The following is a 25,180-nucleotide window of genomic DNA, read 5'->3' as shown; positions in this document are numbered from 1 at the left end:
GGACGATGCGCCGCGGATCAGGAAATAGGGCGGATTGCCCGACGCGCTCAACGCGCGCCGAACAGCTCCTTGAGCACGTGGGCCGGACGGCGCGCCGAAAAAAAAGCGGAAAGGCGCGCCATGCTCGGGTTGACGAGGTCGCGAATCGCGGCATCGTCGGCCAGGATCTGGCGAATCAAATCGTACTTGCGCAGCCGGTCGTGCTCGTCAAGCGACACCCCGCAGTCGACCTCGAGCAGCTTGTCGACGAGCACGCGGTACTCTTCCTGCAAATCCGTCAGTTCGGTCCACAGTGCACGGCGCGCAGCGGACAGCATGCGCTGCGAAACCGCGGCAATGGCTTCATAGCGGGCAAAATAATCTGCTTTCGAAGTCATCGCTGCGCGCCTGCCGTCCCTTGCTGCGCCAGAAGCCGCTCGGCTTCCGGACCGATCGCGATCCAAGCTTCCTCGAGCGTCGCGAGCAAGCCGTCCACCTCAATCAACATCGCTTCGCTTTGGGCGATGTTCGCCTCCAGCAAGCGCCGCGTCATGTAGCTATAAAGCGAGTCGAGCCGAAGGGCGATGTCCCCCCCGATCTCTTTATTCAGCGATGCCTGCAAGCCGCTGCCGATGATCCCGATGGCTTTACTGATGGCCTCGCCGCGCGGGCCGATGTTGCCCTGCTGCAAATGCATGCGCGCCTGTGCAATGGCTTTGCGCGCGCCCTGGTACAGCATGAGGATCAATCGATGCGGATTTGCGCCCATCACCCCTGTCTCGACGCCGACGCGCGCATAGGCGCCCGCTCCAGCGTGTCCTTGGGAAAACATCGGCGCTTCTCCTTGTTGGTCGTATCTATCCGGTACTGCGCCCGCGGTGCTCGATCGACGAGCACCGTGCGCGGCTCATATCGCGGTTATCGGATGGACGGGAGCAAAGCTTTAGCCATCCGCGGTGGCGCTGCCGCGCTCCAACCACCGCAGCCCGTGCGCTCAGATCGACATCTGCATGATGTCGTTATAAGCGGCGACGAGCTTATTACGAACTTGTAAGCCGAACTGCAGCCCGATGTTCGCCTTCTGCATATCGACCATCACGTCGCTGAGCGATACGTTCGGCGAACCGAGCTCGAACGCCTGCGACTCTCCGACGGCTTTGTTCTGGTCGTCGCTGATCTTGTCGAGCGAGCTCTTGAGCGCGGTAGCGAAGCTGCCGGCCGTGGCCGCGCCCGATTGTTCGCCGAGCGAGGCCGCCTTCGACTCGCCGGCCGCCTCGGTGGCCATCGTCTGCATTTGTTGCAGCGCGGAGGTGAGCGGATTGACTGGCACGGTCATGGTCTCTCCAAATCCAAAAAAAGGGGCGAAAGGCTGACGCCGCATAACCGTGCGACGCACCGACCCATCACGGAGAGTGAGCATAGCAGCGGCGTTCCCGCCAAACCCGTGAAACTAGGGGGAAAACCCGCTTCTATTCGACTGATTCAGTTGCGAGCCGCCATGGATAATCCCCATCGTGAAAGTGTCTCGCCTTTGCCGACAGGGTTCGAAGCCCCCGACGCCCCGGCCCGACACCCCCGCATCCCGGAGAACCCCGAAGCATGGATTCGCAGGCTAATTCTTTGATCAACCCCGACGCCCGCATAGGCCTCGCGAGCGCCCAGCCAGGCGCAGCCGCGGCCGGCGCCTTGCAAGGCGCCGGCGTGGGCGCAGCCGGCGGCGCCGAGCTAGGCGGCGGTTTCGCCCAGCGCCTGTCGTCGCTCTCGCAAATGCGCGGCAACCCGCGCGCGCCGCTCATCGTCGCCGTGGCCGTGCTGATCGCCGTGGTCACCGCCCTCGTGCTGTGGAGCCGGACGCCCGACTATCGCGTGCTGTATAGCAATCTGTCCGATCAGGACGGCGGCAGCATCATTACCGCATTGCAGCAAGCAAACGTGCCCTATAAGTTCTCCGAAGGCGGCTCCGCGATCCTCGTGCCGTCGGACCAAGTCAACGAAACCCGGCTCAAGCTCGCTTCGCTGGGCTTGCCCAAAAGCGGCTCGGTCGGCATGGAGCTGATGGACAACGAAAAGTTCGGCATCAGCCAGTTCGCCGAACAAGTCAATTACCAACGGGCGCTCGAGGGCGAGCTCGAACGCACGATTCAATCGATCTCGGTGGTGCGCCAGGCGCGCGTGCATTTGGCCATTCCGAAGCCGTCCGTGTTCGTGCGCGAGCGGGAAGCCCCGACGGCGTCCGTGCTCGTCAATCTGTATCCGGGCCGCATGCTCGATGAAGGGCAGGTTTCGGCGATCACGCATATGGTCGCTTCCAGCGTCAGCGATCTGCCCGTCAAGAACGTCACGATCGTCGACCAGGACGGCACGCTGCTGACGCAGCCCGCATCGGGCAGCGGGCTCGACGCCACCCAGCTCAAGTACGTGCAGCAAGTCGAGCGCAACACGCAGCAACGCATCGACGCGATCCTCGCCCCGCTGTTCGGCGCGGGCAACGCTCACGCGCAGGTCAGCGCCGACATCGATTTCTCGCAAGTGGAACAGACGGCCGAGACCTACGGCCCGAACGGCAACCCGCAGCAGGCGGCGATCCGCAGCCAACAAACGAGCCAAGCGACCGACATGACGCAAGGCGGCGCTTCGGGCGTGCCCGGTGCGCTGTCCAATTCGCCGCCGCAGCCGGCTTCGGCGCCGCTCGTCGTCGCAAGCGGCGCGAGCGCCGCGGGCCCGGCCCCGACGCCGATCAGCGAGCGTAAGGATGCGACGACGAACTACGAGCTCGACAAGCGCGTGAGCCATGTCGCGCAAGCCAAGGGCGGAATCAAGCGCATGTCCGCGGCCGTGATCATCAACTATCAGCGCGTGGTGGACGCCAAGGGCCACGCGACGATGCAGCCGCTCACGCCGGAGAAGCTCGCGCAGGTGAACCAGCTCGTGAAGGATGCGATGGGCTACGACGCCAAGCGCGGCGACTCGGTCAACATCGTCAATGCGACCTTCTCGACCGAAACCGATCCGCTCGCCAATCTGCCGTGGTGGAAGCAGCCCGAGATCATCTCGCTCGCGATCCAAGCGGCGAAATGGATCGGCATCGCCCTCGTGGCGCTGGCGCTCTACCTGATGATGGTCAAGCCCGCGATGCGGCGCGCGTTCCCGCCGCAGCTCGAAGGCCAAGCCGGGGCGGAGGGCGCGGGCATGGCGGGTGCGCTGGACGGCCCGGGCGAGCCCGTGTTGCTCGACGGCGGCTCGCCGACGCCGATCACGACGGCAATGGAACTCGACAGCGACATGGAGCAAAACCTGCTCGCCTTCGAAAACGAGAAGCACAAGTTCGAGCGGAACCTCGATTACGCGCGGACCATCGCGCGCAAGGATCCGAAGATCGTAGCGACGGTTGTCAAGAATTGGGTGTCCGATGAGCGCTGAAGGGGTCACGAAGAGCGCGCTTCTGCTGATGTCGATCGGCGAAGAAGAAGCCGCTGAGGTTTTCAAGTTTCTCGCACCGCGCGAAGTGCAGAAGATCGGCGCCGCCATGGCCTCGCTCAAGAACGTCACGCGCGAGCAGGTCGAGCACGTGCTGCAGGACTTCGTCAAGGAAGCGGAGCAGCACACGGCGATGTCGCTCGATTCGAACGACTACATTCGCTCGGTGCTGACCAAGGCGCTCGGCGAAGACAAGGCCGGCGTGCTGATCGATCGCATCCTGCAAGGCAGCGATACGAGCGGCATCGAAGGGCTCAAGTGGATGGATTCGCCCGCCGTTGCCGAGCTCATCAAGAACGAGCACCCGCAGATCATCGCGACCATCCTCGTTCACTTGGATCGCGATCAGGCCTCGGAAATCGCCGCATGCTTCACCGACCGGCTGCGCAACGACGTGCTGCTGCGTATTGCCACGCTGGACGGGATTCAGCCGGCCGCGCTGCGTGAGCTCGACGATGTGCTCACGGGCCTGCTCTCGGGCAGCGACAACCTCAAGCGCAGCCCGATGGGTGGCATCAGGACGGCAGCCGAAATCCTGAACTTCATGCCGAGCATGCACGAGGAGTCGATTCTCGAAAGCGTGCGTCAGTACGACGCCGACCTTGCGCAAAAGATCATCGACCAAATGTTCGTGTTCGAGAACCTGCTCGATCTCGAAGACCGCGCGATTCAGTTGCTGCTCAAGGAAGTGGAGTCCGAGGCGCTCATCATTTCGCTCAAGGGCGCCCCGCCCGCACTGCGTCAAAAGTTCCTCTCGAACATGTCGCAGCGCGCGGCCGAACTGCTCGCCGAAGACCTCGACGCACGCGGTCCGGTGCGCGTCTCCGAAGTCGAAACGCAGCAGCGCCGCATCCTGCAGATCGTGCGCAACCTGGCCGAGAGCGGTCAGATCGTCATTGGCGGAAAGGCGGAAGATGCATATGTCTGATTCGGGCCGTTCGGACAAGAAGCCTATCTCGGCGTATCAGCGCTGGGAAATGGCTTCGTTCGACCCGCCCCCTCCCCCCGATCCGGTGCGCGAGAACAGGCTCGCGCAGGAAATCCAACGCATTCGCCATGCGGCGCACCAGCAAGGGCTCGCATCGGGCCACGTGGCCGGTCAGGCAATCGGATATCAGGCCGGCTTCGATCAGGGCCACGCTCAAGGGCTGGAAAAAGGCCGGCAGGAAGCGCATGCCGAAGCCACGCGCCTGGCCGGTCTAGCCGACGAATTCAAGGCTGCCCTCGCCGGCGTGCAGACCGAGATGGCCGAGTCGCTCGTCGCCCTCGCCCTCGACATCGCGCAGCAAGTCGTGCGTCAGCACGTCGCGCACGATCCGGCCGCACTGGTGGCGGCGGCCAGAGACATCCTGGCAGCCGAGCCCGCGCTCGCCGGCGCACCACAGTTGATCGTCAATCCGGCCGACTTGCCGATCGTGGAAGCCTATTTGAAAGACGAACTCGAAACGCTCGGCTGGAACGTGCGCACGGACCCGGCGGTCGAGCGCGGCGGCTGCCGTGCGCAAGCGGCCACCGGCGAGATCGACGCCACCGTCGGCACGCGCTGGCAGCGCGTGGCAGCCGCCCTCGGCAAGGTGAGCCAATGGTGAACGAAGTCACCGTCGAATCGCTGCGCGCGAGTGGCCTGTCGCCGCTCGAAGTCGAGCTCGCGCTCGCGTCGTTCAGCCCCGAGGCGTTGCCCGAAGCGCGCCGCGCCCTGGACCCGACGGCAGGCGACGATCTCGCTTTGGCAGAACGCGATGTTCCGAGCGACACGTATCAAGCGGATGCGGATGCGGATACGGATGCGGCCCTGCAGGCGCTGGACGACGAACCTGTGTCCTCGGCAACATCTACGCTCAAGCACGTCGCCAGCGCTCATGTGGCTCACGGGGCTCATAAGGGGGCTCAGCCCGCCGCGAGCGCCTCGCGCGCCGCCTTCGTGCCCGACCCTGCGCTCGCGAGCAATCCCCATCTGGGTGCCTGGCGCAGCCGTCTGAACGCATTGCGCGAACGCAGTGCGCTCGCGCGCCCGCTCTCGGCCTGCGGACGCCTCACACGCGCAGCGGGGCTCGTGCTCGAAGCGATCGGCATGCGGCTCGCCGTGGGCGCCGAGTGCCTGATCGAAATGCCGCCCGGCAGCACGCTGCCGATGGCCGAGGCCGAAGTCGTCGGCTTTGCCGGCGATCGTCTCTTCTTGATGCCCACGACCGAAGTCGCGGGCCTGTTGCCCGGCGCCCGCGTCTATCCGCGCGAAAGCGCGCCGCTCGCCGATCCGCTCGCGGGTGCGAAGCGCCTGCCTGTGGGCTGGGGCATGCTGGGACGTGTCGTCGATTCGTCGGGCCGTCCGCTCGATGGCCTCGGGCCGCTCGATACCGGCGCCGACGCGCCGCTGTCGGCGCCCTCGATCAACCCGCTGCAGCGCGAGCCGATCCATGAAGTGCTCGACGTCGGCGTGCGCGCGATCAATGCCCTCCTCACGGTGGGGCGCGGCCAGCGCATGGGCTTGTTCGCGGGCTCGGGCGTCGGTAAATCGGTGTTGCTCGGCACCATGGCGCGCTACACGAGCGCCGAAGTGATCGTGATCGGCCTGATCGGCGAGCGCGGCCGCGAAGTGAAGGAATTCATCGAACAGATCCTCGGCGAAGACGGGCTGGCCCGTTCGGTCGTCGTGGCCGCCCCGGCCGACGTTTCGCCCTTGATGCGGATGCAAGGCGCAGCCTACGCGACCTCGCTCGCCGAATACTTCCGCGACCAGGGCAAGCACGTGCTGCTGCTGATGGATTCGCTCACGCGCTACGCCATGGCGCAGCGCGAGATCGCACTGGCGATCGGCGAGCCCCCGGCGACCAAAGGCTACCCGCCATCGGTGTTCGCCAAGCTGCCCGCGCTGGTCGAGCGCACGGGCAACGGTCCCGAAGGCGGCGGCTCGATCACGGCCTTCTACACCGTGTTGACCGAAGGCGACGATCAGCAAGACCCCATCGCCGATTCGGCGCGCGCGATTCTCGACGGTCATATCGTGCTGTCGCGCACGCTCGCCGAAGCCGGCCATTATCCGGCGATCGACATCGAAGCCTCGATCAGCCGGGCGATGACGGCGCTCATCGACGAGAAGCATCTGGAGCGCGTGCGGCTCTTCAAGCAGATGCTGTCCCGTTATCAGCGCAATCGCGACCTGATCAACGTCGGGGCCTATTCGAGCGGGCGCGATGCGCTGCTCGACCGGGCGATCGCGCTGTATCCACGCATCGAAGCATTCTTGCAGCAGGGCTTTCGCGAATGTGCACCGTTCGCACCAAGCCTCAATATGCTCGATGCGTTATTCGAATGAGGAGTCCTAAGCGATGGCCAAGCATTTTCCGATCAAAACGCTGATCGATCTCGCGCAAAACGACGTCGATGCGGCGGCCAAGCAGCTTGGTCGCGCGCAGCGCGAGCGTGCGGACATCGAAGCGCAGTTGGAATCGCTGGTGCGCTATCGCGACGAGTATCACGCGAACTTCTCGGCTTCGGCCCAGTCGGGCATGCCTGCCGGCAACTGGCGCAATTTCCAGGCGTTCATCGATACGCTCGACGCGGCCATCGAACAACAGCGCCGCCTGCTAGCCGCCGCCGCCGCGCGCGTGGAAGCAGCCAAGCCCGAGTGGCAGCGTCAAAAACAGAAGCTCGGCTCGTATGAAGTCTTGCAAGCGCGCGGCGACGCGGAACAAGCGCGCGTCGTCGCGCGTCGCGAGCAGCGCGACTCGGACGAGCACGCTGCCAAAATGCTGCGCATGCGTCAGCAAAATTTGAATTAACCGGAATCGAATCGGCGGCCGGCGCGCGTGGCGCTGCGGCCTGTCGATGAACTTTGAGGCAAAGTCATGTCGCCCTTTTCTATCATCGGGTCTCCTTCAGCGGCGCCGGGCACGGCGCTCGGCGCCGGACCCGCCGCGAGCGCACCGGCGGCGACGTCGTTCTCGCAGACGCTGCAGCAGACCGTCCACTCGCAAAAGCAAGCCGCGCAACCCAGTGCGGCGCGCAGCGACGCGGCTGCCGGCAACGGTTCGCAAGACGCCGCCGCCTCGCAATCGGCCTCGAACGGCGCCAATGCAGCGAGCAACAACGGTAGCGATGCCGAGAGCGGCGCGAACGCGGCGCAATCGGCCAGCGACGCCTCGTCCAAGCCGGCTGCGGGCGACAGCGCTTCCTCGTCGCAAGCGAGTTCGGGAGCGAAGCACGGCGATGCATCGTCGAGCGCCGACGCCGCGAATCAGGGCCAAAGCGCCGCCGACGCCGGCAATGCCGCGGCCCAGGCAGCGGCGGCCGCCGCTCAAGCCGCGGCGCAGCAACAACAGCAAGCACAGCAGCAAGCGCAAGCCGCCGCGGGCACTGCGGCAACCGACGGCGCCAGCGGCTCGGGCACCGATGCGGCGAGCGGCAGCGCCGTCGCAACGGGTGCAACCGGCAAGGCGGCGGGCGCGACGCCGAAAACGGTGCGCGCGGCCATCGAGGCCGCGCTGGCGGCGCAGATGGGCATGCAGGGCGCGGGCGCATCCGGTACGCAGGTGCTAGGCAATACGGGAACGGCAGCGGGCGCCGGCAATCTCGGCAACGGCGTAGGCTCGTTGCCGCTGGGCTACAAGGCCGTCACCGCCTTGACGGGCGACGGCAAGAACGCAACCGCGGCAACCGTGAACGGTGCGGCCGAGCAAGCGGCCAAGGCGCTGCCCAATGCGGCCGCTTCGGCGGACAGCGCGGCTGCGGCGACGGCGCAAGCGCTAGCGGGCGGCGGCGACGCCGGTGCGGCCATCGCTACGCTCAAGGACAACGCGGAAGCGGCGCGCGCCGCGTTGGCCGCGACCCAGACGGCATCGGCGGCGAGCGTGGCGAGCGCCGCGGCGCAAGCGGCCGCGGCGGCGGGCTCACCCAACATGGCGGCCGCAGTTGCGTCGCTGGCGCCTGCGGTGGGCACGCCCGATTGGGAAGATGCGCTGAGCCAGAAGGTCGTGTTTCTCTCCAATGCGCACCAGCAAAGCGCCGAGTTGACGCTCAATCCGCCCGATCTCGGTCCGCTGCAGGTCGTCCTGCAAGTGGCCGACAACCATGCGCATGCGTTGTTCGTCTCGCAGCATCAACAGGTGCGCGAAGCCGTGGAGGCGGCGCTGCCGAAGCTGCGCGACGCCTTGGAGGCCGGTGGACTGGGCCTGGGCAGCGCGAGCGTGAGCGACGGCTTCGCGCGCCAGGCCAATCAGCAGCAGGCGGGCAACCAAGGCGGCGGCTCGGGCCGGCGCGGCAGCGGCAGAGCGAGCGGCGGCCAAGCGGACGACACCGTCTCCACGGTAAAGGTCAGCACACGGCGCACCGTCGGTCTCGTAGATACATTCGCCTAATGCGGGGTTGAAGCTCGGCTGGGCGGCCGCTCGGCTGGGTTGATGCGGGGCTGAGGCTGATGTCGGGCTGACGCTGGCGGTCGGCTGACGCCTGACATTGGGCTGACGGTGACGTTGGCTGACGCCTGCCGTTCGACTGACGGTGACGTTCGGCCGACGCCTGACGCTCGGCCGACGCTGACGTTGGGCTAGCGACAGATCACATCGCCTCACCGCCCCGGCTCGATCGCCATCGGAACAATCGACTCATCGGCGGATCGAGCATTCGCCGATCGCGCAAGCAAGCCGCATCGCCTCACCCCCGCCCGAACGTTAGGGCCCGATTTTTGCTGCCCGTTTGCCGTGCGGCCGCCGAGCCGGCGCCTTAAACGAACGAGATGGCGTCGATTGTCCCTTCTTTTCGGCTTATCGCCGATGCCCGCTTTAGCGAACAATTCACCCTAACGCACTTACGCAAAGCATTGTCATGGCATCCACGACCGCAAATCAGCAGACCGTCGACGTACCCGCGAAATCGGGCAAGCTCAAACGCATCTTGCTGATCGCTCTCATCGCGATCTTCGCTGCCGGTGCAGCCGCGGGAGGCATGTACTTCTTCTTGCTCAAGCACGGTGTCAGCAGCAAACCGGCGCCCCCGCCGCCCCCGCCGCCGCCCGTTTTCTTCGCGCTCGATCCGATGACGGTGAACCTGCTGTCCGACGATGGTCAGCACTACCTGCGCGTCGGCCTGTCGCTCAAGCTCGCCAACGAGAAGACACAGGAAGCGCTGCAGGAACATATGCCCGAGATTCGCAGCCGCATCTTGCTTGCGCTGTCCAATAAGCATCCCGAGGATCTGTCGACCCTCGACGGCAAGCATGCGCTCGCGGACGAGCTCAAGACGCTGATCGAGAAGCCGACGGACGGGGGCGAACCGCCCGTGCATATCGAGGCCGTGCTGTTCACGGAATTCGTGGTCCAGTAGGACGCAGCGCCCGGCCCATGCCGCCCATGCGAGCATGCCGTCGAGCGCCACGCACCCGCTAAGACGCTACTCATCAACCGCAATACAGGGACGAGCAAAGCAATGGGCCACGAAGAGTTCATGTCCCAAGAGGAAGTCGATGCACTCCTCAAGGGCGTAACCGGCGAATCCGACGCCGACGCCGATCACGGCGACAAGGCGGGCGTTCGCCCGTACAACATCGCGACGCAGGAGCGCATCGTTCGCGGCCGGATGCCCGGCCTCGAAATCATCAACGAGCGCTTCGCGCGCCTTCTGCGCCTCGGCATTTTCAATTTCATGCGCCGCACCGCGGAGATTTCGGTCGGTCCGGTGAAGGTGCTCAAGTACAGCGAATTCACGCGCAATCTGCCGATTCCGACGAACCTGAACCTGGTCCACGTCAAGCCGCTGCGCGGCACCTCGTTGTTCGTGTTCGATCCGAACCTCGTGTTCTTCGTCGTCGACAACTTGTTCGGCGGCGACGGCCGGTTTCACACGCGCGTCGAGGGGCGGGACTTCACGGCCACCGAGCAACGCATCATCGGCAAGCTGCTCAATCTCGTGTTCGACCATTACACGACGGCATGGAAGAGCGTGCGGCCGCTGCAGTTCGAGTTCATGCGCTCGGAAATGCATACGCAATTCGCGAACGTCGCGACGCCGAACGAAATCGTCATCGTCACGCAGTTCTCGATCGAATTCGGGCCGACGGGCGGCACGCTGCACATCTGCATGCCGTATTCGATGATCGAGCCGATCCGCGACGTGCTGACCTCGCCGATCCAAGGCGAAGCGCTCGAAGTCGATCGCCGCTGGGTGCGCGTGTTGTCCAAGCAGGTCCAGTTGGCCGAAGTGGAGCTCACGGCCGACCTGGCTCAGATCCCGGTCACGTTCGAAGATATCTTGAACCTGCGCGCGGGCGACGTGCTACCGATCAACATCCCCGAAAACATCGTGGCCAAGGTCGACGGCGTGCCCGTCATGGAATGCGGCTACGGGCTCTTCAATGGTCAATATGCGTTGCGCGTGCAAAAGATGATCAGCGCAGCGGAAAACACGATTAAGGAAACGGATTATGAGTGATCTGAACGCGATGCCCGGTGAAGGCACGGCCGATCTGGACGCGGCGCTCGCCGCCGCCGCCGCCGAGAGCGCCAAGCAGGCGGCCGGCGCAGCCGACGAGGAGGCAAGCCTCGACGATTGGGCTGCCGCCCTCGCCGAGCAAAACTCGAACGAGAGCCCCGCGCCCGCCGCGGCCGGCGTGTTCCAGCCGCTGTCGAAGGTCGAACCGACGACAACGCGCAACGACATCGATATGATTCTGGACATTCCGGTCCAGATGACGGTCGAACTGGGGCGCACGAAAATTGCGATTCGAAACTTGTTGCAACTTGCGCAGGGCTCGGTCGTCGAACTCGACGGGATGGCCGGCGAGCCGATGGATGTGCTCGTGAACGGCTGCTTGATCGCCCAGGGTGAAGTGGTTGTCGTCAACGACAAGTTCGGCATCCGGCTGACCGACATCATCACGCCGGCCGAACGTATTCGAAAGCTCAATCGATAACTTGATGAAATCTATCCTGCACCGTGCGTCGCAACCGAGGCGCGTGGCAGCAAAGCTAGCGGCATACGCGGTGTTCGCCGCGGCCGCACCGGCGGTGTTCGCGCCCGAGGCCGCGGCCGCCGATATGAACGCGGTCAACAACGCCGCGAAGATCGCATCGAGCGTGGGAGCGGGCACCGCCGTGCCGTCGGTCGGCGTGGGCGCCGTGCTGCAGACGCTGGTCGCCTTGGCCGTCGTCGTCGCACTGGTGTTCGCTTGCGCCTGGCTCGCCCGCCGCTTCGGCCTGCAGCCCTCGGGGCGCGGCCAGCTCGTGCGCACCATCGGCGGCGTCTCGCTCGGCGGCAAGGAACGCGTGGCCGTGGTCCAGATCGGCGACACCTGGCTCGTGGTGGGCGCGGCGCCCGGCAATGTGCGCCTGCTCCATACGATGCCCGCACCGGCAGCGGACGAAACCGGCGCTTCGGGCGGCGGCCAATCCGATGGCGCGCCGGGGCCATTGCCCGGCACCTTCGGCTCGCGCTTTCGCGCCGCGCTCGGGGACGAAGCGCGCAAGCGCTTTTCTCGGCCTACGGGCGGAGGCAAGTAAATGTCGTCCAGCTCACTCGTGCGGCTCGCGCGCGCCGCACTGCCCGCACTTCCGCTTTTGATCTTTACGCTATTGCCGCAGCTCGCGCAGGCGCAAACGCCCGCCGGCTTGCCGGCCTTCACGACGAGTCCCGGCCCCGGCGGCGGCACGACCTATTCGCTGAGCGTGCAGACGATGCTGCTGCTCACGATGCTGTCGTTCCTGCCGGCAATGGTGCTCATGATGACGAGCTTCACACGCATCATCATCGTGCTGTCGCTGCTACGCCAAGCGCTCGGCACGAGCACGACGCCCCCGAACCAAGTGCTGGTCGGCCTTGCGCTGTTCCTCACGCTGTTCGTGATGTCTCCCGTGCTGAACAAGGCTTACGACGACGGCTATAAGCCATTCTCGGATGGGACCATTCCGATGGAAACGGCCGTGCAGCGAGGCTTGGCGCCGTTCAAGCAATTCATGCTGAAGCAAACGCGCGAGTCCGATCTGGCGCTCTTTGCGAAGATTTCCCATTCGCCGCCGCTGCAAGGTCCGGAAGACGTCCCGCTGCCGCTGCTCGTGCCCGCGTTCGTCACGAGCGAATTGAAGACCGCCTTTCAAATCGGTTTCACGATCTTCATTCCGTTCCTCATCATCGACATGGTGGTGGCGAGCGTGCTGATGTCGATGGGGATGATGATGGTCTCGCCGGTGACGATTTCGCTGCCTTTCAAGCTCATGCTGTTCGTGCTCGTGGACGGCTGGCAATTGCTCATCGGCTCGCTCGCCCAGAGCTTCTCCTGAGCGCGCAACAACGAGGACCGCACTCATGACGCCCGAATCCGTTCTAACGCTCGCTCACCGGGCGATGTACGTCGCACTCTTGCTCACGGCGCCGCCGCTGATCGTCTCGCTCGTCGTCGGTCTGCTCGTGAGCTTCTTTCAAGCGGCCACGCAGATCAACGAAGCCACGCTCTCGTTCATCCCGAAGCTGATGGCCGTGACTATCACGCTCGTGATCGCCGGGCCCTGGATGCTCTCGATCGTGCTCGATTACATGCGCGAAACGCTGACGGCCATTCCGTCGATGGCGGGGTAGCGCGCCGGCGCCCGCACTCGGACCGGCCGATGTTCACCGTCACCTACGCGCAACTGAACGCCTGGCTCACGGCGTTCCTGTGGCCGTTCACGCGCATAGCCGCCCTCGTCGCGGCTGCACCCGTGCTCGGTCATACGTCCTTGCCAGCGCGTGTGAAGATCGGGCTGGCCGCGTTCGTCACGCTCATCGTCGCACCGACGCTTCCCCCTATGCCGCAGGTGACGGTCTTCTCGGCTGCGGGGGTGTGGGTTCTGGCGATGCAGCTTTTGATCGGCGCGGCGCTCGGCTTTGCGATGCAGCTCGTGTTCGCCGCCGTGGAGATGGCGGGCACGCTCGTCGGCTTGCAGATGGGGCTCGGCTTCGCAACGTTCTTCGATCCGAGTTCGAACGCCTCGGCGCAAGTCATTTCGAGCTTTCTGAACATGATCGCGATGATCGCCTTTCTCGCGTTCAACGGGCATCTGCAAATGATCTCCGCGTTGATCGGCTCGTTTCAGTCGGTGCCGATCGCGGCCGCGGTGTACGGGCCGCCCGGGATGCGCACGCTCGTCGAATGGGGCGGCGCGATTTTCTCGGCGGGGCTGCTGCTGTCGCTGCCCGTCGTCATTGCGCTGCTGGTCGCGAACCTCTCGCTCGGCATTTTGAACCGCGCCGCGCCACAAATCGGCATCTTCCAGATCGGATTCTCGGTCACGCTCATGGTCGGCATGCTGCTGCTCATGTTGATGTTGCCGAATATGATTCCGTTCTTTGCGCGGCTGATCGATGCGGGGGTCGATGAAATGGGGCGAATCGCCGCGGCGCTGCATGGGTAACCGGCCGACCGGCCGCGTCCTGAGCGGCTCGGCGGGCGCGCCTGCCGTCGACGCAATCTCGAGTCACTGCATCGCTCGTTGACCACCGCTGCGCAAACCATCTGCCGCGCCGACGAGCGCGCCTCTCCCATCGACGGCAAAAAAAACGGCCGAAGCCCCGTGAGGAGGCTTCGGCCTTAGCGCTCGCCCTTGCGGGCGAGTGGCTTCGTCAATCGTCAAGCGTCGATCAACCGCCGATGTACTGGAACAGCGACATCCCCTGAATCTTCACGAACGATTCCTGCGCGGCCTGCAGCGCGTTTTGCGTCAGCTGGAAATTGCTGATCGCCGAGACCATGTCGACGGCCGTCAGATTCGACAGGTCGCTCTGCGTTTGCAGCGAATTCGTTTGCGTCGTGGTTTGCAGCGCTTGCAGTTCCTGCTCGCGCCCGCCCACCGATGCCTGCACCACCGTCACGTTGGTCAGCGAGTTTTGGAACGCCGACAAGCCCGTCGTCAATGCATTGGCGAGCGTCGCCGTCGCAGCCGGATTGTTGCTGGCCGGCTGTTGCAATGCCGCGATCACCGCGTCGATCGTCGAGAACACGCTGCTGTTCTGCGGCGCCGTCGAAGGTGTGACCGAGAACGTGTCGCCCGGATTCGGCGCACCCGAGATCGACACCTGCATGCCCGTGCCGAGTTGGATCGGGGTGTTCGCACTGAAGGCCGTGGCGGCCGTCGTCGTGGCGGGCACCGCCGTGTTGTCCGTCACCGTGTAGGTCGGGGCCGCCGCCGTGCCGCCGAAGGTGATCGTGTAGTTGTCGCCGTTGGTCGCGACGGCCGGATTCGTGATCGAGGCGCGGCCGATCGTGCCGGTCCCCGTATTGGCGGCGTTGCCCGCGGAAACCGGCGACGTGCCGACCGAAGGCACCGTCATGAAAACGTTCGAGCCGCTATCGTTCGTTGCAATCTGGCGCGTGTCGGCCACTTGCGCTTCGCGAATGCCGTTGTCGCCGTGATAGTTCACGCCGCCGCCAGCCGCACTCGTGAACGGCTGCGTCGTCGCTTGGAAACCCGAGAACAAATAGTTGCCGGCGCCATCGCTCGTGTTCGCGAGCGTCATCAGCTGATCGCGGTAGCCTTGAATCCCCTTGGCGATCGACGCGCGGTCCGAATCGTTCAAGCTGCCGTCGCCAGCGCGCACGATCTCCGCGCTGATGCTCTGCATCGTGCTCGTCACGCCCGAGAGCGTCTTGTCTTCGAGCTGCAACGACGAAAGCGCCGCGTTCTGGTTGGTCGTGTACTGCGTGTAGGTGGCCGACACCATCGTCAACTGCACGGCCTGCGCGGCGGCAAGCGGATTGTCGGCCGGCGTGGTCAGCGCGGTGCCGCTCGAGAGCTGCTGGTAATACGTCGCCAGTTGGCTCTCCTGGTTATCCATCGTCTGGATGTTCTGGTTATAGAACTGCGAGGTCGAGATGCGCATCGCTGACAAGCCTTATCGGAAGATGCCCATCAGGGTCTGGAACATGGACTCGGCCGTTTGAATGACCTTGCTGTTCGCCTGATAAGCCTGCTGGTATTGCAACAAGTTCGCCGCTTCTTCGTTGAGGTTGACCCCCGAGACAGCTTGCTGCGCCGAAGTGATCTGGGCGACGAGCGCCGTCTGCGACGTATTGGCCGCCTTGAGCTGGCTCGCCGCGTTGCCGATGTTGTTCACGTAGGACGCGTAAGCGGCCGTCAGCGTCGAGGTGCCGCCGTTCAACGACGCGTTCGACACGAGCTTGGACATCGCCAGCGCGTTGCGCCCGTCGAAGGTGCCCGTGTTCGGTGCGATCGTGAAGGTGTCGCCGTTCGCCGGTGTCCCGCTGATCGACACGGTCACGCCGTTCGTGATGCCGGCCGGCACGGGCGTCGCCGTGCTGTTGATCGTCAGCGTCGCACCTTGCGCGGCGCTGTAGGGCACGGTGGTCGCGGCCGAAGTGATCGGAATCGATGTCGCGGGCGTGCCCGCGATCGTCACCGTGGTGCCGACCTGGAAGCCGCTCAGCGTGCCCGTGGATGCGTTATACGTCAGCGTCGTCGTGCCGCCGATCTGGTAGCCCGCCGTCACCGTGCCTTGGGTGATCGCGCCCGTGCCCGTGTTCGAGCTGGACGCCGCGGCAAGCACGGGCGCCGAAGCCGCGATGGCCGATGGGTTCGCCGTGGCGAGCGCGAACGTGTTCAGCGCGCCGCGCGTCGGTTGAATCGTGAACGAATCGCCGGCGTTCATCGACCCCGAGGTGATGTTCAAGAGCAAACCGCCGATCGGCGTGGTGCCGTTGGGCGCAGTGGCCGACGTGCCGACGACGGAACCCGTCGTCGAATCGGTGAGCGTATAGGTGCCGCCCGCGAAAGAAAGCGTGTAGTCGTCGCTCGTCGGCTGCGCGGGGTTGGCGAAGGCGACCGATAGCGCCGCAGTGCCGGTATTGGCTTGATTCGAGTAGACGGTAGGCGCGCCGACGGTGAACAGTTTGCCGCCCACATTGCCGGACAGGTCGAGACCTAGCGCGTTTTGCGCGTTCACCTGAGCGGCGAAGCTCGTGGCGACCGCGCCCAACTGCGACTCGGCCGGATCGAGCGTCTGGCTGACGAATTGCAGCAGGCCGCCGACGGTGCCGCCGTTGATGGCCGACGACGGCAGGTATTCGACGGGCGGCGGCGGCGTCGCACCCTTCAGGCCGTTATAGGTCACGGCCAGCTCGCTTGGATCGCCTTGCGAGGTGGCGGTGCCGAGCTGGAAGTTCTGCGCGCCGACGACGAGCGGCTGCCCGTTGCCGATGAAAACGCTATAGCCGCTCGAGTTCTGCACGACCGACACGCCCGCGAGTTGCGACAAGCTCGCGACGGCCTGATCGCGCTGGTCGAGCAACTGGTTCGGCGGCTGGCCCTGCGCCGAGGCCGCAGCGATCTGACTGTTCAAGTTCGCGATCTGCGACGAATAGGTGTTGATCGAGGCGACCGCCGTCTGCAGTTGCTGGTTCACGCTCAAGCGCAGTTGGTCGTACTGCTCGCCGGCGGCGTTCAGTTGCGTGGCGAGCGTCTGCGCGGCGCTCAGCGCAGTTTGACGTGTCGGAATGCTGTTCGGGCCGTTCGAGACATTCTGCAGGCCGGTGAAGTAGGCCGTGATCGCCGAGGAGATGCCGGCGGTCGGGCTGCCGACGAGATTGCTCAGTTGCGACGCCATCGCATAGTTGGCCGAGAGCGCGCTGTTCGTCGACGTGGCGTTGTTCAGCTGTGTGCTCAGGTACTGGCTGTAATTGCGGCGCACCGTCACCGTGTCGACGCCGGAGCCCAGATAGCCCGAGCCCGTGTACTGACCGCTCGCTTCCGCGTAAACAGGATTCTCGACGGTATAGCCGGGCGTCGCGGCGTTGCTGATGTTTTGGCTGGTGGTCTGCAGCCCCCATTGAGCGGCGCTGAGCCCGGACAAGCCGATGGTGAAAATATCGTTGGACATGCGTCTTCCTGAAGGGCGGACGGCGCAGTGCTGTCTGCCTCGTTGAGGGAACACATGTATAACGGCCGCGCGCGCGGAAATTTAAGGGGGCCATATAGGTTGGCCCCGGTTTTTTTTACGCTCTGACGAGCGAGCGCCGCCGCATTTCCAGTTGCGTGATGAGTCGCTGCAGCGTGTTTTCGGCCGCGCCGGGCAGCGACACGAAACGCATGCCGAGCTGGAAGCGCCGGCCGCCGTTCGGCAGTTCGGTCGCGCGCAGCGAAACGAGTTCGAGATCGAGCGAGAGCATGCCGTGGCCGTTCAAATGCACCTCGACGTCGGGCAGCATGACGCCCATCGGCAATTGCGCCACGCGCTCATCGGTCGTGCGCAGCCCAATGCCGCCGAGCGACAGGTCGTGCACCTCGAAGCGGAAGGTGTCGCCCTCGGGCAGGCGGCCGCGGCAGAAATACGGATCGAGCACCGGCGCGTCGACGCGGAAGTACTCGCGGCGCTGCATGTAGAACAGCACTTCGGGGAATGGCGCCTCGAAGGCGGGCAAACCTTCGAACTTGGTTTCGGTCGGCGTGGCAGTGGAAAATTCGACGCGCACGCCGTCGGGCGAAGCGCGGAAGGTGCAGGTGGGGGAAGCCAGCACGCCCTTGTTCTGCTCGGGCAGCGCACCCCAGTCGAAGGAGAACGTTCGCGCGCGCACGTCGACATCGAGGATCTTCGTGACAAGCTGCCCGTTCTTGTACTGAACGGTCAGGAAATCGCCGCGATTGGCCAAATTGCGGAGTTGAACGCCAATTTCGAGCGGATTGCGGCGGCCGAAATCATGATGATTTTCGGCGGCATCCTCCGTCGGGCCATTCGACTGGTTGGTATCCATGGGCTCGGGTATGCGTACTTGCGCGGCGCCTTTCATGCGCCGACGCCAATGCTTTCGGATCCATTTCAGCAGATCCGAACAGGGTCTCGTCTGATTAGCGGCATCGGACGTGCAAAGTTTAGAGGAACACCCGAAATAATTTTTTAGTTTTCGAGTCGACGCGCGGTTATCGGCCCCTGCCGACGCTCGTCGTTTTATCCCGCTTGTCGATGCTGGGCGCCATTATAGTGCGTCGTGCGGCGTATCGGAAATGCGGCTTGGCCGGCCGCCTTTCGGCAGCCGGCCTCTTTGCCGTCTTCTGCTTGGCCCCGCCGCGCTTTGAAGCGCTCCCGTAGTCCCCGGTAAGGGCGGCGATGCCGCGCGATACCGGTGGAATCCCTTAGTCCCTTGGTCCCTTAGACCATTTGTTGCATGATCGAAATCAGCTTTTTCGCGTAGTGCGGATCGGTTGCATAACCGGCTTTTTGCATGCCGTGCGCAAAGCTGGCTGCATCGTGCGACGTAGAGAGCACCGATGCATAACGCGGATTGTCGCGCAGCATATTGGCGTAATCGGTCATGGCGTCGGCATACGAATCGTAAGCGCGGAATTTCTGCACGACCTTTTGCGGCTTGCCGTGCACGTATTCGGTCGTGACCGCGGAAACCGTCTTGCCGGTCCAATCGCTCGTCGCCTTGATACCGAATACGTTGTGGCTCGGCGAGCCGTCCGCGTTCTTGATCTCGCCCTTGCCCCAGCCCGATTCGAGCGCGGCCTGGCCGACGATGAAGCGCGCCGGAATGCCCGTCGCCGCGCTTGCTGCCTGCGCGGGCGCGGCCATCTTGTTGACGAACGCATCGACCTTGCTCGACGCGCCGCTGCCGCGCAGGGGCGGCGTGAGCGCGCTTTGCGCCGAATAGCCTTTCCCCGCGGCGAGCGCGCCGTTCGTATGGGCATTCGCATAAGCGCGCGCGAGCGCATTCATCATGGCCGCATCGCCTGGATTGCTCGCGCCGCCGCCGAGCATGCCGCCGATCGCCTGACCGCCCGGGATCGTGCGAGCGCCGCCCGCCCCGCCCGCGCTCAAGTCCACGCCCGCGTTACGCGAGAGTTGGGTAATGAGCGCGTTGGCCACGCCGACGCCCTTGGACGAGAGCTGCTGCGCGAGCTGTTGATCGAGCATCGACTGGTACTGCTTGCTGTCGTTCGAATCGAGGATGCCGTCTTGGGGCGTCGCCTCGCGCATGCTCTTGAGCATCATCTGCATGAACACGGCGTCGAATTGCTTGGCCGTCGATTTCAAGGCTTGTTGCGGCGACGTTCCCGCCTGCGAGCGCATCGCGTCGAAGCCTTGCACGTCGAGCGCGAAGCGCTGCGAGATGTCGCCGCCGGTGTCGACGGTGCCGCTGTACGTGGTATTCGGGTTCATCGTCACGCCTTCTTAGATGATCTCGAGATCCGCGCGCAACGCGCCCGCGGCCTTCATCGCTTGCAGGATCGACATCAAATCGGCCGGCGTCGCGCCGAGCGCATTGAGCGCCTTCACGACTTCGGCCAAGTTCGCGCCCGCCGTGACGAGCTTGAGCGAACCGTTGTCCTGTTTCAATTGAATCTGCGACTGCTGGGTCGCCACGGTCGTGCCGTTCGAGAACGCGCCGGGCTGGCTCACCGCCGTTTGGGTGTTGATGACCACCGACAAGTTGCCGTGCGCGACCGCGCAGCTTTGCAGCGTCACCATCTGGTTCATCACGATCGAGCCGGTGCGTGCGTTCAGGATCACCTTGGCCGCGGCTTGCGCCGGCCGCACGTCGATGTTTTCGAGCTGCGCCATGAAAGCGACTTGCTGCCCCGCGTCGGCGGGCGCATGCACTTGGATCGTGCGGCCATCGAGCGGCAACGCCGTGCCCGGGCCGAACGCATTGTTCACGGCCGCCACAATGCGCTGCGTCGTGTCGTAGTCCATCTCGTTCAGCTCCATCTGCATCGTGCCGCCCGCTTGTGCGACCTGCGTCGGCACGGAGCGCTCGATGATGGCGCCCGAGGCGATACGCCCCGCTGCCAACTGATTGACTTGCACCTTGCTGCCGTTGGCGCTCGCCCCCGCGCCGCCGATCGCGACGTTGCCCTGGGCCAGCGCGTAGACTTGCCCGTCCGCGCCTTTGAGCGGCGTAAGCAGCAGCGTGCCGCCGCGCAGGCTCTTGGCGTTGCCGAGCGAGGACACCGTGACGTCGATCGCTTCGCCGGGGCGAGCGAACGGGGGCAGCACCGCGGTCACCATGACGGCCGCGACGTTCTTGAGCTGCATGTTCGAAGACGAGCCGCCGTTGCCGTTGTTCAGCGAGATGCCCAGGTTGGCGAGCATGTTCGTGAGCGTCTGCGTCGTGAATGGCGTCTGCGTCGTTTGGTCGCCCGTGCCGTCCAGGCCCACCACGAGGCCGTAGCCGATCAGCGGGTTGTCGCGCACGCCCTGGATCTGCACGAGATCCTTCAAGCGCTCCGCGTGCGCCGTGCCGGACAAAGCCAGCATGACGGGCAAGGCGGCGAGAACGAGGGCGTAACGGACATAGCGGCCGTAGCGGACGTAGGGCAAGCAGCGCACCGCGCAAAAGATCGAAGCCGTCATCGCGCTCACCACGGGGCTATGTTGAGGAAGAAACGTTGGAGCCACCCCATCGTTTCCGCTTCGTTGATGTAGCCCTTGGCCGAATACTCGATGCGCGCATCGGCCACTTGGGTCGACAGCACCGTGTTCTCGCCCGAGACCGTATTCGGATTGACGACGCCCGAGAAGCGCACGAACTCGTTGCCCTGGTTGATCAGCATCTGCTTCTCGCCGCTCACGACGAGATTGCCGTTGGGCAAAACGTTCGTGACCGTGACGGTGATCGTGCCGTTGAACGTGTTCGATGCATTCGCGCCGCCCGAGCCGCCGAACGTGTTGGCGCCCGAAGCCGAGAGGTTCGCGTGATTGAACAAGCCCTTCAGGAAGCCGGCCGTCGGCACCGACAGCGACGACGTGCCGTTGCGCCCGGCCGCCGCGGCGGACGATTTGGTGGCGTTGATTTTTTCGGCGATGACGATCGTGAGGATATCGCCGGTGTTGCGCGGACGTTGGTCTTCGAACAGCGGATGGCCGGCATAGCCCGGGTTGTAGATCGAGCCGGGCGGCTGCAATTGCGGCGGCACGGGCGGCGTGGCCGTCATCGGCTGCTGCGTGATCGGCTGACGGTGCTCGATTTGCGCGCAACCGGCGAAAGGGCCAACCACGACCGTGGCGAGCACGCTCGCGTAGGTCAGCGTGGCTGCCGCGCGCAACCCACGCACGCGAAAGGGAATTCGACTCGTTTGCGACATCTTCGTGTACCGCCTGCTGTTCAAAGTCCTACTGTCCTACTCGCCTCAAACCGACATCTGGCTCAAGGTTTGCAACATTTGATCCGAAGTCTGGACCGCCTTGCTGTTGATCTCGTACGCGCGCTGCGTCTCGATCATATTCACCAGCTCTTGCACGACGTTCACGTTCGATGCTTCGACGTAGCCTTGGTTGAGCGTGCCGGCGCCGTTCAGGCCCGGAGTCGAGACGTTCGGCGCACCCGACGAGGTCGTCTCCGCAAGCAGGTTCTCGCCCTTCGATTCGAGACCGGCCGGGTTGATGAACGTGGCGAGCTGCATCGTGCCGATCGTCTGATTGCCGGTCGAACCCGCGACGGTGATGCTCACCGTGCCGTCGCTGCCGATCGTCATCGACGTCGCATTCTGCGGAATCGTGATCTGCGGCATGACCGGATAGCCGCTCGACGTCACGAGCTGGCCTTGCGCGTTCGTTTGGAACGAACCGTCGCGCGTGTAGGCCGTCGTGCCGTCGGGCATTTGGACTTGGAAGAAGCCGTTGCCGTTGATGGCGACGTCCTTCGAGTTGCCCGTCTGCTGCAAGTTGCCTTGCGTGTACAGGCGTTCGGTCGCCACTTGCTGCACGCCCGTGCCGACCTGCAAGCCCGAGGGCAGCTCGGTTTGCTGCGTCGAGTTCGCACCCGGCTGGCGCAACGTTTGATACATCAGATCCTGGAACACCGCGCGCGAGCCCTTGAAGCCGTCCGTACCGACGTTGGCGAGGTTGTTCGAAATCACGTCCATCTTGGACTGCTGCGCATTCATGCCGGTGGCGGCGATGTAGAGCGAGCGGTTCATGGTCAATCTCCTGTTTATTGCATTCCGGTTCGAGCCGCGTTCGAGGCGGCGAAGAACCGGTTAAGTGAACGAGAGCAGCTGGTTGGCCGTCTGGTCGTTCTGGTCGGCCGTCTGCAGCAACTTCGTTTGCATCTGAAACTGCCGCGCGTTGGTGATCATCGAAACCATCGCCGCGACCGGATTCACGTTGCTGCCTTCGAGCGCGCCTTGGGCAACGTTCACGGTCGGATCGGCATCGGCAGGCTGGCCGTCGGTGGTGCGGAACAAGCCGTCGTCGCCGCGCGTCATCGTGCCGGGCTCGGGGTTGACGAGCTTGAGCTGGTCCAGCACGACGATCTGCGACGGCGAATCGCCCGCGCCGAGCGCCGAAACGGTGCCGTCTTTACCGATCGTGACGTTGGCGCCGGGCGGAATCGAAATCGGGCCGCCGTTGCCGAGCACCGGCTGATTCGTCGCGGTGACGAGTTGGCCGTTTTCGTCGACGTGCAAGTTGCCCGCGCGGGTGTAGGCCTCGTTGCCATCGGCCGTTTGCACCGACAGCCAGCCCGGGCCTTGAATCGCGACATCGAGCGGACTGCCCGTCTGCGAGATCGGGCCCGGCGCGAAGTCGGCGCCCGGCGTGGCCGTCACCACGAAGGTGCGGGTCGTGTCGTTGTTCACTGCCGTACCGTCGCCGAAGCTCATCGGCACCTTGCGAAAGTTCGCAAGCTCCGCACGAAAGCCGGTCGTCGACGTGTTCGCCAAGTTGTTGGCGACGACGGCCTGCTGCTCGAGCGCCTGCGCGGCGCCCGTCATCGCGGTGTAGATCAGTCGGTCCATGGCTAGCCCTTATGCCGCTGCGCTTAGAGGTTGATCAGCGCTTGATCGACGGCCTGCTGCGTCTTGATCGTCTGCGCATTCGCCTGGTAGTTGCGCTGCGCCGTGATCAGATCGACGAGCTGGCTCGTCAAGTCGACGTTCGAGTTCTCCACCGCGCCGCCCGTGAGCGTGCCGTGGTTCGTGCTGCCCGGCGCCGAGATTTGCGGCACTCCCGACGCGGCGGTTTCGCCGAATTCGTTGTTGCCCAAGTTCTGCAAGCCGTTCGGGTTGTTGAAGTTCGCGAGCACGATCTGACCGAGCGATTGCGTGCGGCCGTTCGAGTACGTGCCCGAGATCGTGCCGTCGGCGCCGATCGAGAAGTTCGTCAATTCGCCGCTGGCGAAGCCGTCTTGCGACAGGTTCGTCACACCGTCCTTGCCGCCGTACTGCGTCGTGCCCGACATGTCCAGCGTCAGCGACTGGGGCGTCGCGCTGCCGTCCGTGTTCGGGATCGTGAAGGCGAGTTGCCCGGTGCTGGGGCTGGTCGCGGGGGCCGTCGCCGTCGTCGACGCAAGCGTGCCCGCGGTGCTGAACCCGACCGACCCGACCTTGCTGATCGTGCCCGAGGCCGGCCCCGAGTAAACGTCCCACGCATTGGCGGCCGTCTTCACGAAGTACATGTTGACCTGCTGCGAGCCGCCGAGCGAGTCGTAGGTCTGAATCGAGGTCGAGTAGTTGTACGTCTGCGAGTTCGTTGCCGAGAACGGCGTGACGGTCGGCACCGTGTCTTGCGCGTTCAGGTTCAGCGTCGCGGTGATGTTTTGCGTCGCGATCGGCGCGATGTTCGTCGTCGGAACCTGAATCGGAACCGTCTGCGCCGAGTTGATCACGCCGTTCGCATTCGCTGCGTATCCCATCAGCTTCAGGCCCTGGGAGTTCGTGATGAAGCCGTTCTTGTCGAGCTGGAACACACCGTTGCGCGAGTATGTCAGCGCCCCGTTGTTCGACATCTGATAAAAGCCCGTGCCGTTGATTGCGACGTTCAACGCCTGCCCCGTCGTGTTGAACGTGCCTTGCTTGAAGTCTTGCTGAACGCCCGAAAGTTGCGTGCCGATGCCGATCTGGTCGTTGACCGACGTTGCGATCGTGTTCGCATACAGATCGGCGAATTGGGCCGTGCTCTGTTTGAAGCCGATCGTGTTCGCGTTCGCGATGTTGTTGCCGATGACGTCCAGATCGTTCGACGATGCGGACAAGCCGCTCAAGCCTTGCTGGTAGCCCATTTAGCGGTCTCCCTTCGGATAAATTCGTTGGTTCGTTACAGAATGGCGACGACTTTGGTCATATCGACCGTCGTGCCGTTGTTGAGCAGAAGGCCCGTGCCGCCGCCGCTTTGCTGGACCACGCTTTGCACTTGCGCGCCGCTGAGCGTCGTTTCCGCCGTCGTCGCGCCGGTCGTGCTCGTGCCGGAGGCCGAGACCGTGTAGGTGCCGTCGGCCAGCGTGTTGCCCGAGGAATCCACAGGCCGCCAGGCAACCGGAATCGTTCCGGCTTGTTGTGCGCCCAGATCGAGCGTGTTGACGATTTGGCCCGACGAGTTCTTGATCGTGACGGTCAGATCCGAGACGCTCGAGCCGAGCGACACGCCAAAGCCCGAAGAAGCGCCGCTTGCCACGGTCGTCGTCGAGCCGGGCACGAGCACGCTCTGGCCGATCAGCAACGAAGCCTGCGCGCTTTGGCCGGCCGAGAGCTGCGAGGCCAACGAAGTCAGGGTCGTGTTCAGTTGGCTGATGCCCGTCACCGTATTGATCTGCGCCAGCTGCGAAGTCATTTGCGAGCTGTCCGCCGGGTTGGTCGGGTCTTGGTTCTGCAACTGCGTGGTGAGCAGCTTCAGGAAAGTCGTTTGCAGATCGGTAGACGACGAGCCCGTGCTCGACGACGTACTGCTCGACGAGGTGCCGTTGACCGTATTGAGCAACTGCTGCGAGATCGTGCCGCCGCTCGAGATGGTGGTGTTGGATGACGTCACAAAG

The 25,180-nt window shown here is 64.6% G+C and carries 26 protein-coding genes; 13 read left to right on the top strand and 13 right to left on the bottom strand.

Annotation, left to right across the window (positions count from 1 at the left end; translation table 11 throughout):
* Nucleotides 1-47: 47 nt before the first annotated feature.
* The 3 genes from QQS38_RS18110 to fliE all read right to left on the bottom strand — a co-directional run bounded on the left by QQS38_RS18110 (nt 48) and on the right by fliE (nt 1,315).
* Nucleotides 48-377 carry a flagellar protein FliT gene (locus tag QQS38_RS18110; protein ID WP_479646736.1) on the bottom strand — a complete coding sequence of 110 codons (330 nt, stop codon included), beginning with the start codon at nt 375-377 and terminating at the stop codon, nt 48-50.
* Nucleotides 374-811 carry a flagellar export chaperone FliS gene (gene fliS, locus QQS38_RS18105; RefSeq protein WP_479646735.1) on the bottom strand — a complete coding sequence of 146 codons (438 nt, stop codon included), beginning with the start codon at nt 809-811 and terminating at the stop codon, nt 374-376. The genes QQS38_RS18110 and fliS overlap by 4 nt, the downstream gene beginning before the upstream one ends.
* 162 nt (nt 812-973) lie before the next feature.
* Entirely contained in the window at nt 974-1,315 is a 342-nt protein-coding gene (gene fliE / locus QQS38_RS18100) for a flagellar hook-basal body complex protein FliE (protein ID WP_479646734.1), read from the bottom strand.
* Nucleotides 1,316-1,578: 263 nt separating this feature from the next.
* Here fliE and fliF point away from each other — a divergent pair, with 263 nt between their 5' ends.
* The 13 genes from fliF to fliR all read left to right on the top strand — a co-directional run bounded on the left by fliF (nt 1,579) and on the right by fliR (nt 13,832).
* Nucleotides 1,579-3,399 carry a flagellar basal-body MS-ring/collar protein FliF gene (gene fliF / locus QQS38_RS18095; RefSeq protein WP_479646733.1) on the top strand — a complete coding sequence of 607 codons (1,821 nt, stop codon included), beginning with the start codon at nt 1,579-1,581 and terminating at the stop codon, nt 3,397-3,399.
* Nucleotides 3,389-4,384 (top strand): flagellar motor switch protein FliG, encoded by a 996-nt coding sequence (fliG, locus tag QQS38_RS18090; RefSeq protein ID WP_102611508.1) that lies wholly within the window; start codon nt 3,389-3,391, stop codon nt 4,382-4,384. The genes fliF and fliG overlap by 11 nt, the downstream gene beginning before the upstream one ends.
* Nucleotides 4,377-5,045 carry a flagellar assembly protein FliH gene (fliH, locus tag QQS38_RS18085; protein ID WP_479646732.1) on the top strand — a complete coding sequence of 223 codons (669 nt, stop codon included), beginning with the start codon at nt 4,377-4,379 and terminating at the stop codon, nt 5,043-5,045. The genes fliG and fliH overlap by 8 nt, the downstream gene beginning before the upstream one ends.
* The gene (fliI, locus tag QQS38_RS18080; protein WP_479646760.1) at nt 5,042-6,769 is read left to right on the top strand and encodes a flagellar protein export ATPase FliI; all 1,728 of its coding nucleotides are present in this window, start codon (nt 5,042-5,044) and stop codon (nt 6,767-6,769) included. The genes fliH and fliI overlap by 4 nt, the downstream gene beginning before the upstream one ends.
* Before the next feature lie 13 nt (nt 6,770-6,782).
* Entirely contained in the window at nt 6,783-7,235 is a 453-nt protein-coding gene (gene fliJ / locus QQS38_RS18075; protein ID WP_479646731.1) for a flagellar export protein FliJ, read from the top strand.
* A gap of 66 nt (nt 7,236-7,301) precedes the next feature.
* Complete coding sequence (locus QQS38_RS18070) at nt 7,302-8,810, top strand: flagellar hook-length control protein FliK (RefSeq protein ID WP_479646730.1); 1,509 nt, start codon at nt 7,302-7,304, stop codon at nt 8,808-8,810.
* Nucleotides 8,811-9,276: 466 nt separating this feature from the next.
* Nucleotides 9,277-9,774, top strand: coding sequence for a flagellar basal body-associated protein FliL (gene fliL / locus QQS38_RS18065; protein WP_479646729.1), 498 nt, complete (start codon nt 9,277-9,279; stop codon nt 9,772-9,774).
* Nucleotides 9,775-9,876: 102 nt separating this feature from the next.
* Nucleotides 9,877-10,878, top strand: coding sequence for a flagellar motor switch protein FliM (fliM, locus tag QQS38_RS18060; protein ID WP_479646728.1), 1,002 nt, complete (start codon nt 9,877-9,879; stop codon nt 10,876-10,878).
* Complete coding sequence (gene fliN, locus QQS38_RS18055) at nt 10,871-11,359, top strand: flagellar motor switch protein FliN (RefSeq protein ID WP_479646727.1); 489 nt, start codon at nt 10,871-10,873, stop codon at nt 11,357-11,359. The genes fliM and fliN overlap by 8 nt, the downstream gene beginning before the upstream one ends.
* Nucleotides 11,360-11,363: 4 nt before the next feature.
* Entirely contained in the window at nt 11,364-11,945 is a 582-nt protein-coding gene (gene fliO, locus QQS38_RS18050) for a flagellar biosynthetic protein FliO (protein ID WP_479646726.1), read from the top strand.
* The gene (gene fliP / locus QQS38_RS18045) at nt 11,946-12,722 is read left to right on the top strand and encodes a flagellar type III secretion system pore protein FliP (protein WP_479646725.1); all 777 of its coding nucleotides are present in this window, start codon (nt 11,946-11,948) and stop codon (nt 12,720-12,722) included. It begins immediately after the preceding gene.
* A gap of 25 nt (nt 12,723-12,747) precedes the next feature.
* Nucleotides 12,748-13,017 (top strand): flagellar biosynthesis protein FliQ, encoded by a 270-nt coding sequence (fliQ, locus tag QQS38_RS18040; protein ID WP_479646724.1) that lies wholly within the window; start codon nt 12,748-12,750, stop codon nt 13,015-13,017.
* A gap of 29 nt (nt 13,018-13,046) precedes the next feature.
* Complete coding sequence (gene fliR / locus QQS38_RS18035) at nt 13,047-13,832, top strand: flagellar biosynthetic protein FliR (protein WP_479646723.1); 786 nt, start codon at nt 13,047-13,049, stop codon at nt 13,830-13,832.
* 226 nt (nt 13,833-14,058) lie between these two features.
* Here the strand turns inward: fliR and flgL are convergent, their stop codons facing one another.
* From flgL to QQS38_RS17985, 10 genes are all read right to left on the bottom strand, one after another.
* A complete protein-coding gene (flgL, locus tag QQS38_RS18030) occupies nt 14,059-15,297 on the bottom strand; it encodes a flagellar hook-associated protein FlgL (protein WP_479646722.1) in 1,239 nt (412 codons plus the stop codon).
* Nucleotides 15,298-15,309: 12 nt separating this feature from the next.
* On the bottom strand, nt 15,310-17,310 hold the full coding sequence (gene flgK / locus QQS38_RS18025) for a flagellar hook-associated protein FlgK (RefSeq protein WP_479646721.1): 2,001 nt from the start codon (nt 17,308-17,310) through the stop codon (nt 15,310-15,312).
* A 115-nt stretch (nt 17,311-17,425) separates the two neighbouring features.
* Complete coding sequence (locus QQS38_RS18020; protein ID WP_479646720.1) at nt 17,426-18,181, bottom strand: flagellar brake protein; 756 nt, start codon at nt 18,179-18,181, stop codon at nt 17,426-17,428.
* A 395-nt stretch (nt 18,182-18,576) separates the two neighbouring features.
* Nucleotides 18,577-19,590, bottom strand: coding sequence for a flagellar assembly peptidoglycan hydrolase FlgJ (flgJ, locus tag QQS38_RS18015; RefSeq protein WP_479646719.1), 1,014 nt, complete (start codon nt 19,588-19,590; stop codon nt 18,577-18,579).
* 12 nt (nt 19,591-19,602) lie between these two features.
* Nucleotides 19,603-20,784 (bottom strand): flagellar basal body P-ring protein FlgI, encoded by a 1,182-nt coding sequence (locus QQS38_RS18010; protein WP_479646718.1) that lies wholly within the window; start codon nt 20,782-20,784, stop codon nt 19,603-19,605.
* A 5-nt stretch (nt 20,785-20,789) separates the two neighbouring features.
* Nucleotides 20,790-21,515, bottom strand: coding sequence for a flagellar basal body L-ring protein FlgH (flgH, locus tag QQS38_RS18005; protein ID WP_325344643.1), 726 nt, complete (start codon nt 21,513-21,515; stop codon nt 20,790-20,792).
* A gap of 45 nt (nt 21,516-21,560) precedes the next feature.
* Nucleotides 21,561-22,349 (bottom strand): flagellar basal-body rod protein FlgG, encoded by a 789-nt coding sequence (gene flgG, locus QQS38_RS18000; RefSeq protein WP_479646717.1) that lies wholly within the window; start codon nt 22,347-22,349, stop codon nt 21,561-21,563.
* A gap of 60 nt (nt 22,350-22,409) precedes the next feature.
* On the bottom strand, nt 22,410-23,168 hold the full coding sequence (gene flgF / locus QQS38_RS17995; protein WP_479646716.1) for a flagellar basal-body rod protein FlgF: 759 nt from the start codon (nt 23,166-23,168) through the stop codon (nt 22,410-22,412).
* Between the two features lie 23 nt (nt 23,169-23,191).
* Nucleotides 23,192-24,430 carry a flagellar hook protein FlgE gene (gene flgE, locus QQS38_RS17990; protein WP_479646715.1) on the bottom strand — a complete coding sequence of 413 codons (1,239 nt, stop codon included), beginning with the start codon at nt 24,428-24,430 and terminating at the stop codon, nt 23,192-23,194.
* A gap of 35 nt (nt 24,431-24,465) precedes the next feature.
* Nucleotides 24,466-25,176, bottom strand: coding sequence for a flagellar hook assembly protein FlgD (locus tag QQS38_RS17985; protein ID WP_479646714.1), 711 nt, complete (start codon nt 25,174-25,176; stop codon nt 24,466-24,468).
* Nucleotides 25,177-25,180 lie beyond the last annotated feature (4 nt).

This window comes from Trinickia sp. Z7 (assembly GCF_056498045.1).
The sequence above is the reverse complement of the archived record's forward strand: the minus strand, read 5'-3'. Positions and strand labels throughout refer to the sequence as shown.

Coding starts and splice junctions, on each gene's coding strand:
- QQS38_RS18110 (WP_479646736.1), bottom strand. CDS start 377: ATGACTTCGAAAGCAGATTATTTTGCCCGCTATGAAGCCATTGCCGCG.
- fliS (WP_479646735.1), bottom strand. CDS start 811: ATGTTTTCCCAAGGACACGCTGGAGCGGGCGCCTATGCGCGCGTCGGC.
- fliE (WP_479646734.1), bottom strand. CDS start 1,315: ATGACCGTGCCAGTCAATCCGCTCACCTCCGCGCTGCAACAAATGCAG.
- fliF (WP_479646733.1), top strand. CDS start 1,579: ATGGATTCGCAGGCTAATTCTTTGATCAACCCCGACGCCCGCATAGGC.
- fliG (WP_102611508.1), top strand. CDS start 3,389: ATGAGCGCTGAAGGGGTCACGAAGAGCGCGCTTCTGCTGATGTCGATC.
- fliH (WP_479646732.1), top strand. CDS start 4,377: ATGTCTGATTCGGGCCGTTCGGACAAGAAGCCTATCTCGGCGTATCAG.
- fliJ (WP_479646731.1), top strand. CDS start 6,783: ATGGCCAAGCATTTTCCGATCAAAACGCTGATCGATCTCGCGCAAAAC.
- QQS38_RS18070 (WP_479646730.1), top strand. CDS start 7,302: ATGTCGCCCTTTTCTATCATCGGGTCTCCTTCAGCGGCGCCGGGCACG.
- fliL (WP_479646729.1), top strand. CDS start 9,277: ATGGCATCCACGACCGCAAATCAGCAGACCGTCGACGTACCCGCGAAA.
- fliM (WP_479646728.1), top strand. CDS start 9,877: ATGGGCCACGAAGAGTTCATGTCCCAAGAGGAAGTCGATGCACTCCTC.
- fliN (WP_479646727.1), top strand. CDS start 10,871: ATGAGTGATCTGAACGCGATGCCCGGTGAAGGCACGGCCGATCTGGAC.
- fliO (WP_479646726.1), top strand. CDS start 11,364: ATGAAATCTATCCTGCACCGTGCGTCGCAACCGAGGCGCGTGGCAGCA.
- fliP (WP_479646725.1), top strand. CDS start 11,946: ATGTCGTCCAGCTCACTCGTGCGGCTCGCGCGCGCCGCACTGCCCGCA.
- fliQ (WP_479646724.1), top strand. CDS start 12,748: ATGACGCCCGAATCCGTTCTAACGCTCGCTCACCGGGCGATGTACGTC.
- fliR (WP_479646723.1), top strand. CDS start 13,047: ATGTTCACCGTCACCTACGCGCAACTGAACGCCTGGCTCACGGCGTTC.
- flgL (WP_479646722.1), bottom strand. CDS start 15,297: ATGCGCATCTCGACCTCGCAGTTCTATAACCAGAACATCCAGACGATG.
- flgK (WP_479646721.1), bottom strand. CDS start 17,310: ATGTCCAACGATATTTTCACCATCGGCTTGTCCGGGCTCAGCGCCGCT.
- QQS38_RS18020 (WP_479646720.1), bottom strand. CDS start 18,181: ATGGATACCAACCAGTCGAATGGCCCGACGGAGGATGCCGCCGAAAAT.
- flgJ (WP_479646719.1), bottom strand. CDS start 19,590: ATGAACCCGAATACCACGTACAGCGGCACCGTCGACACCGGCGGCGAC.
- QQS38_RS18010 (WP_479646718.1), bottom strand. CDS start 20,784: ATGACGGCTTCGATCTTTTGCGCGGTGCGCTGCTTGCCCTACGTCCGC.
- flgH (WP_325344643.1), bottom strand. CDS start 21,515: ATGTCGCAAACGAGTCGAATTCCCTTTCGCGTGCGTGGGTTGCGCGCG.
- flgG (WP_479646717.1), bottom strand. CDS start 22,349: ATGAACCGCTCGCTCTACATCGCCGCCACCGGCATGAATGCGCAGCAG.
- flgF (WP_479646716.1), bottom strand. CDS start 23,168: ATGGACCGACTGATCTACACCGCGATGACGGGCGCCGCGCAGGCGCTC.
- flgE (WP_479646715.1), bottom strand. CDS start 24,430: ATGGGCTACCAGCAAGGCTTGAGCGGCTTGTCCGCATCGTCGAACGAT.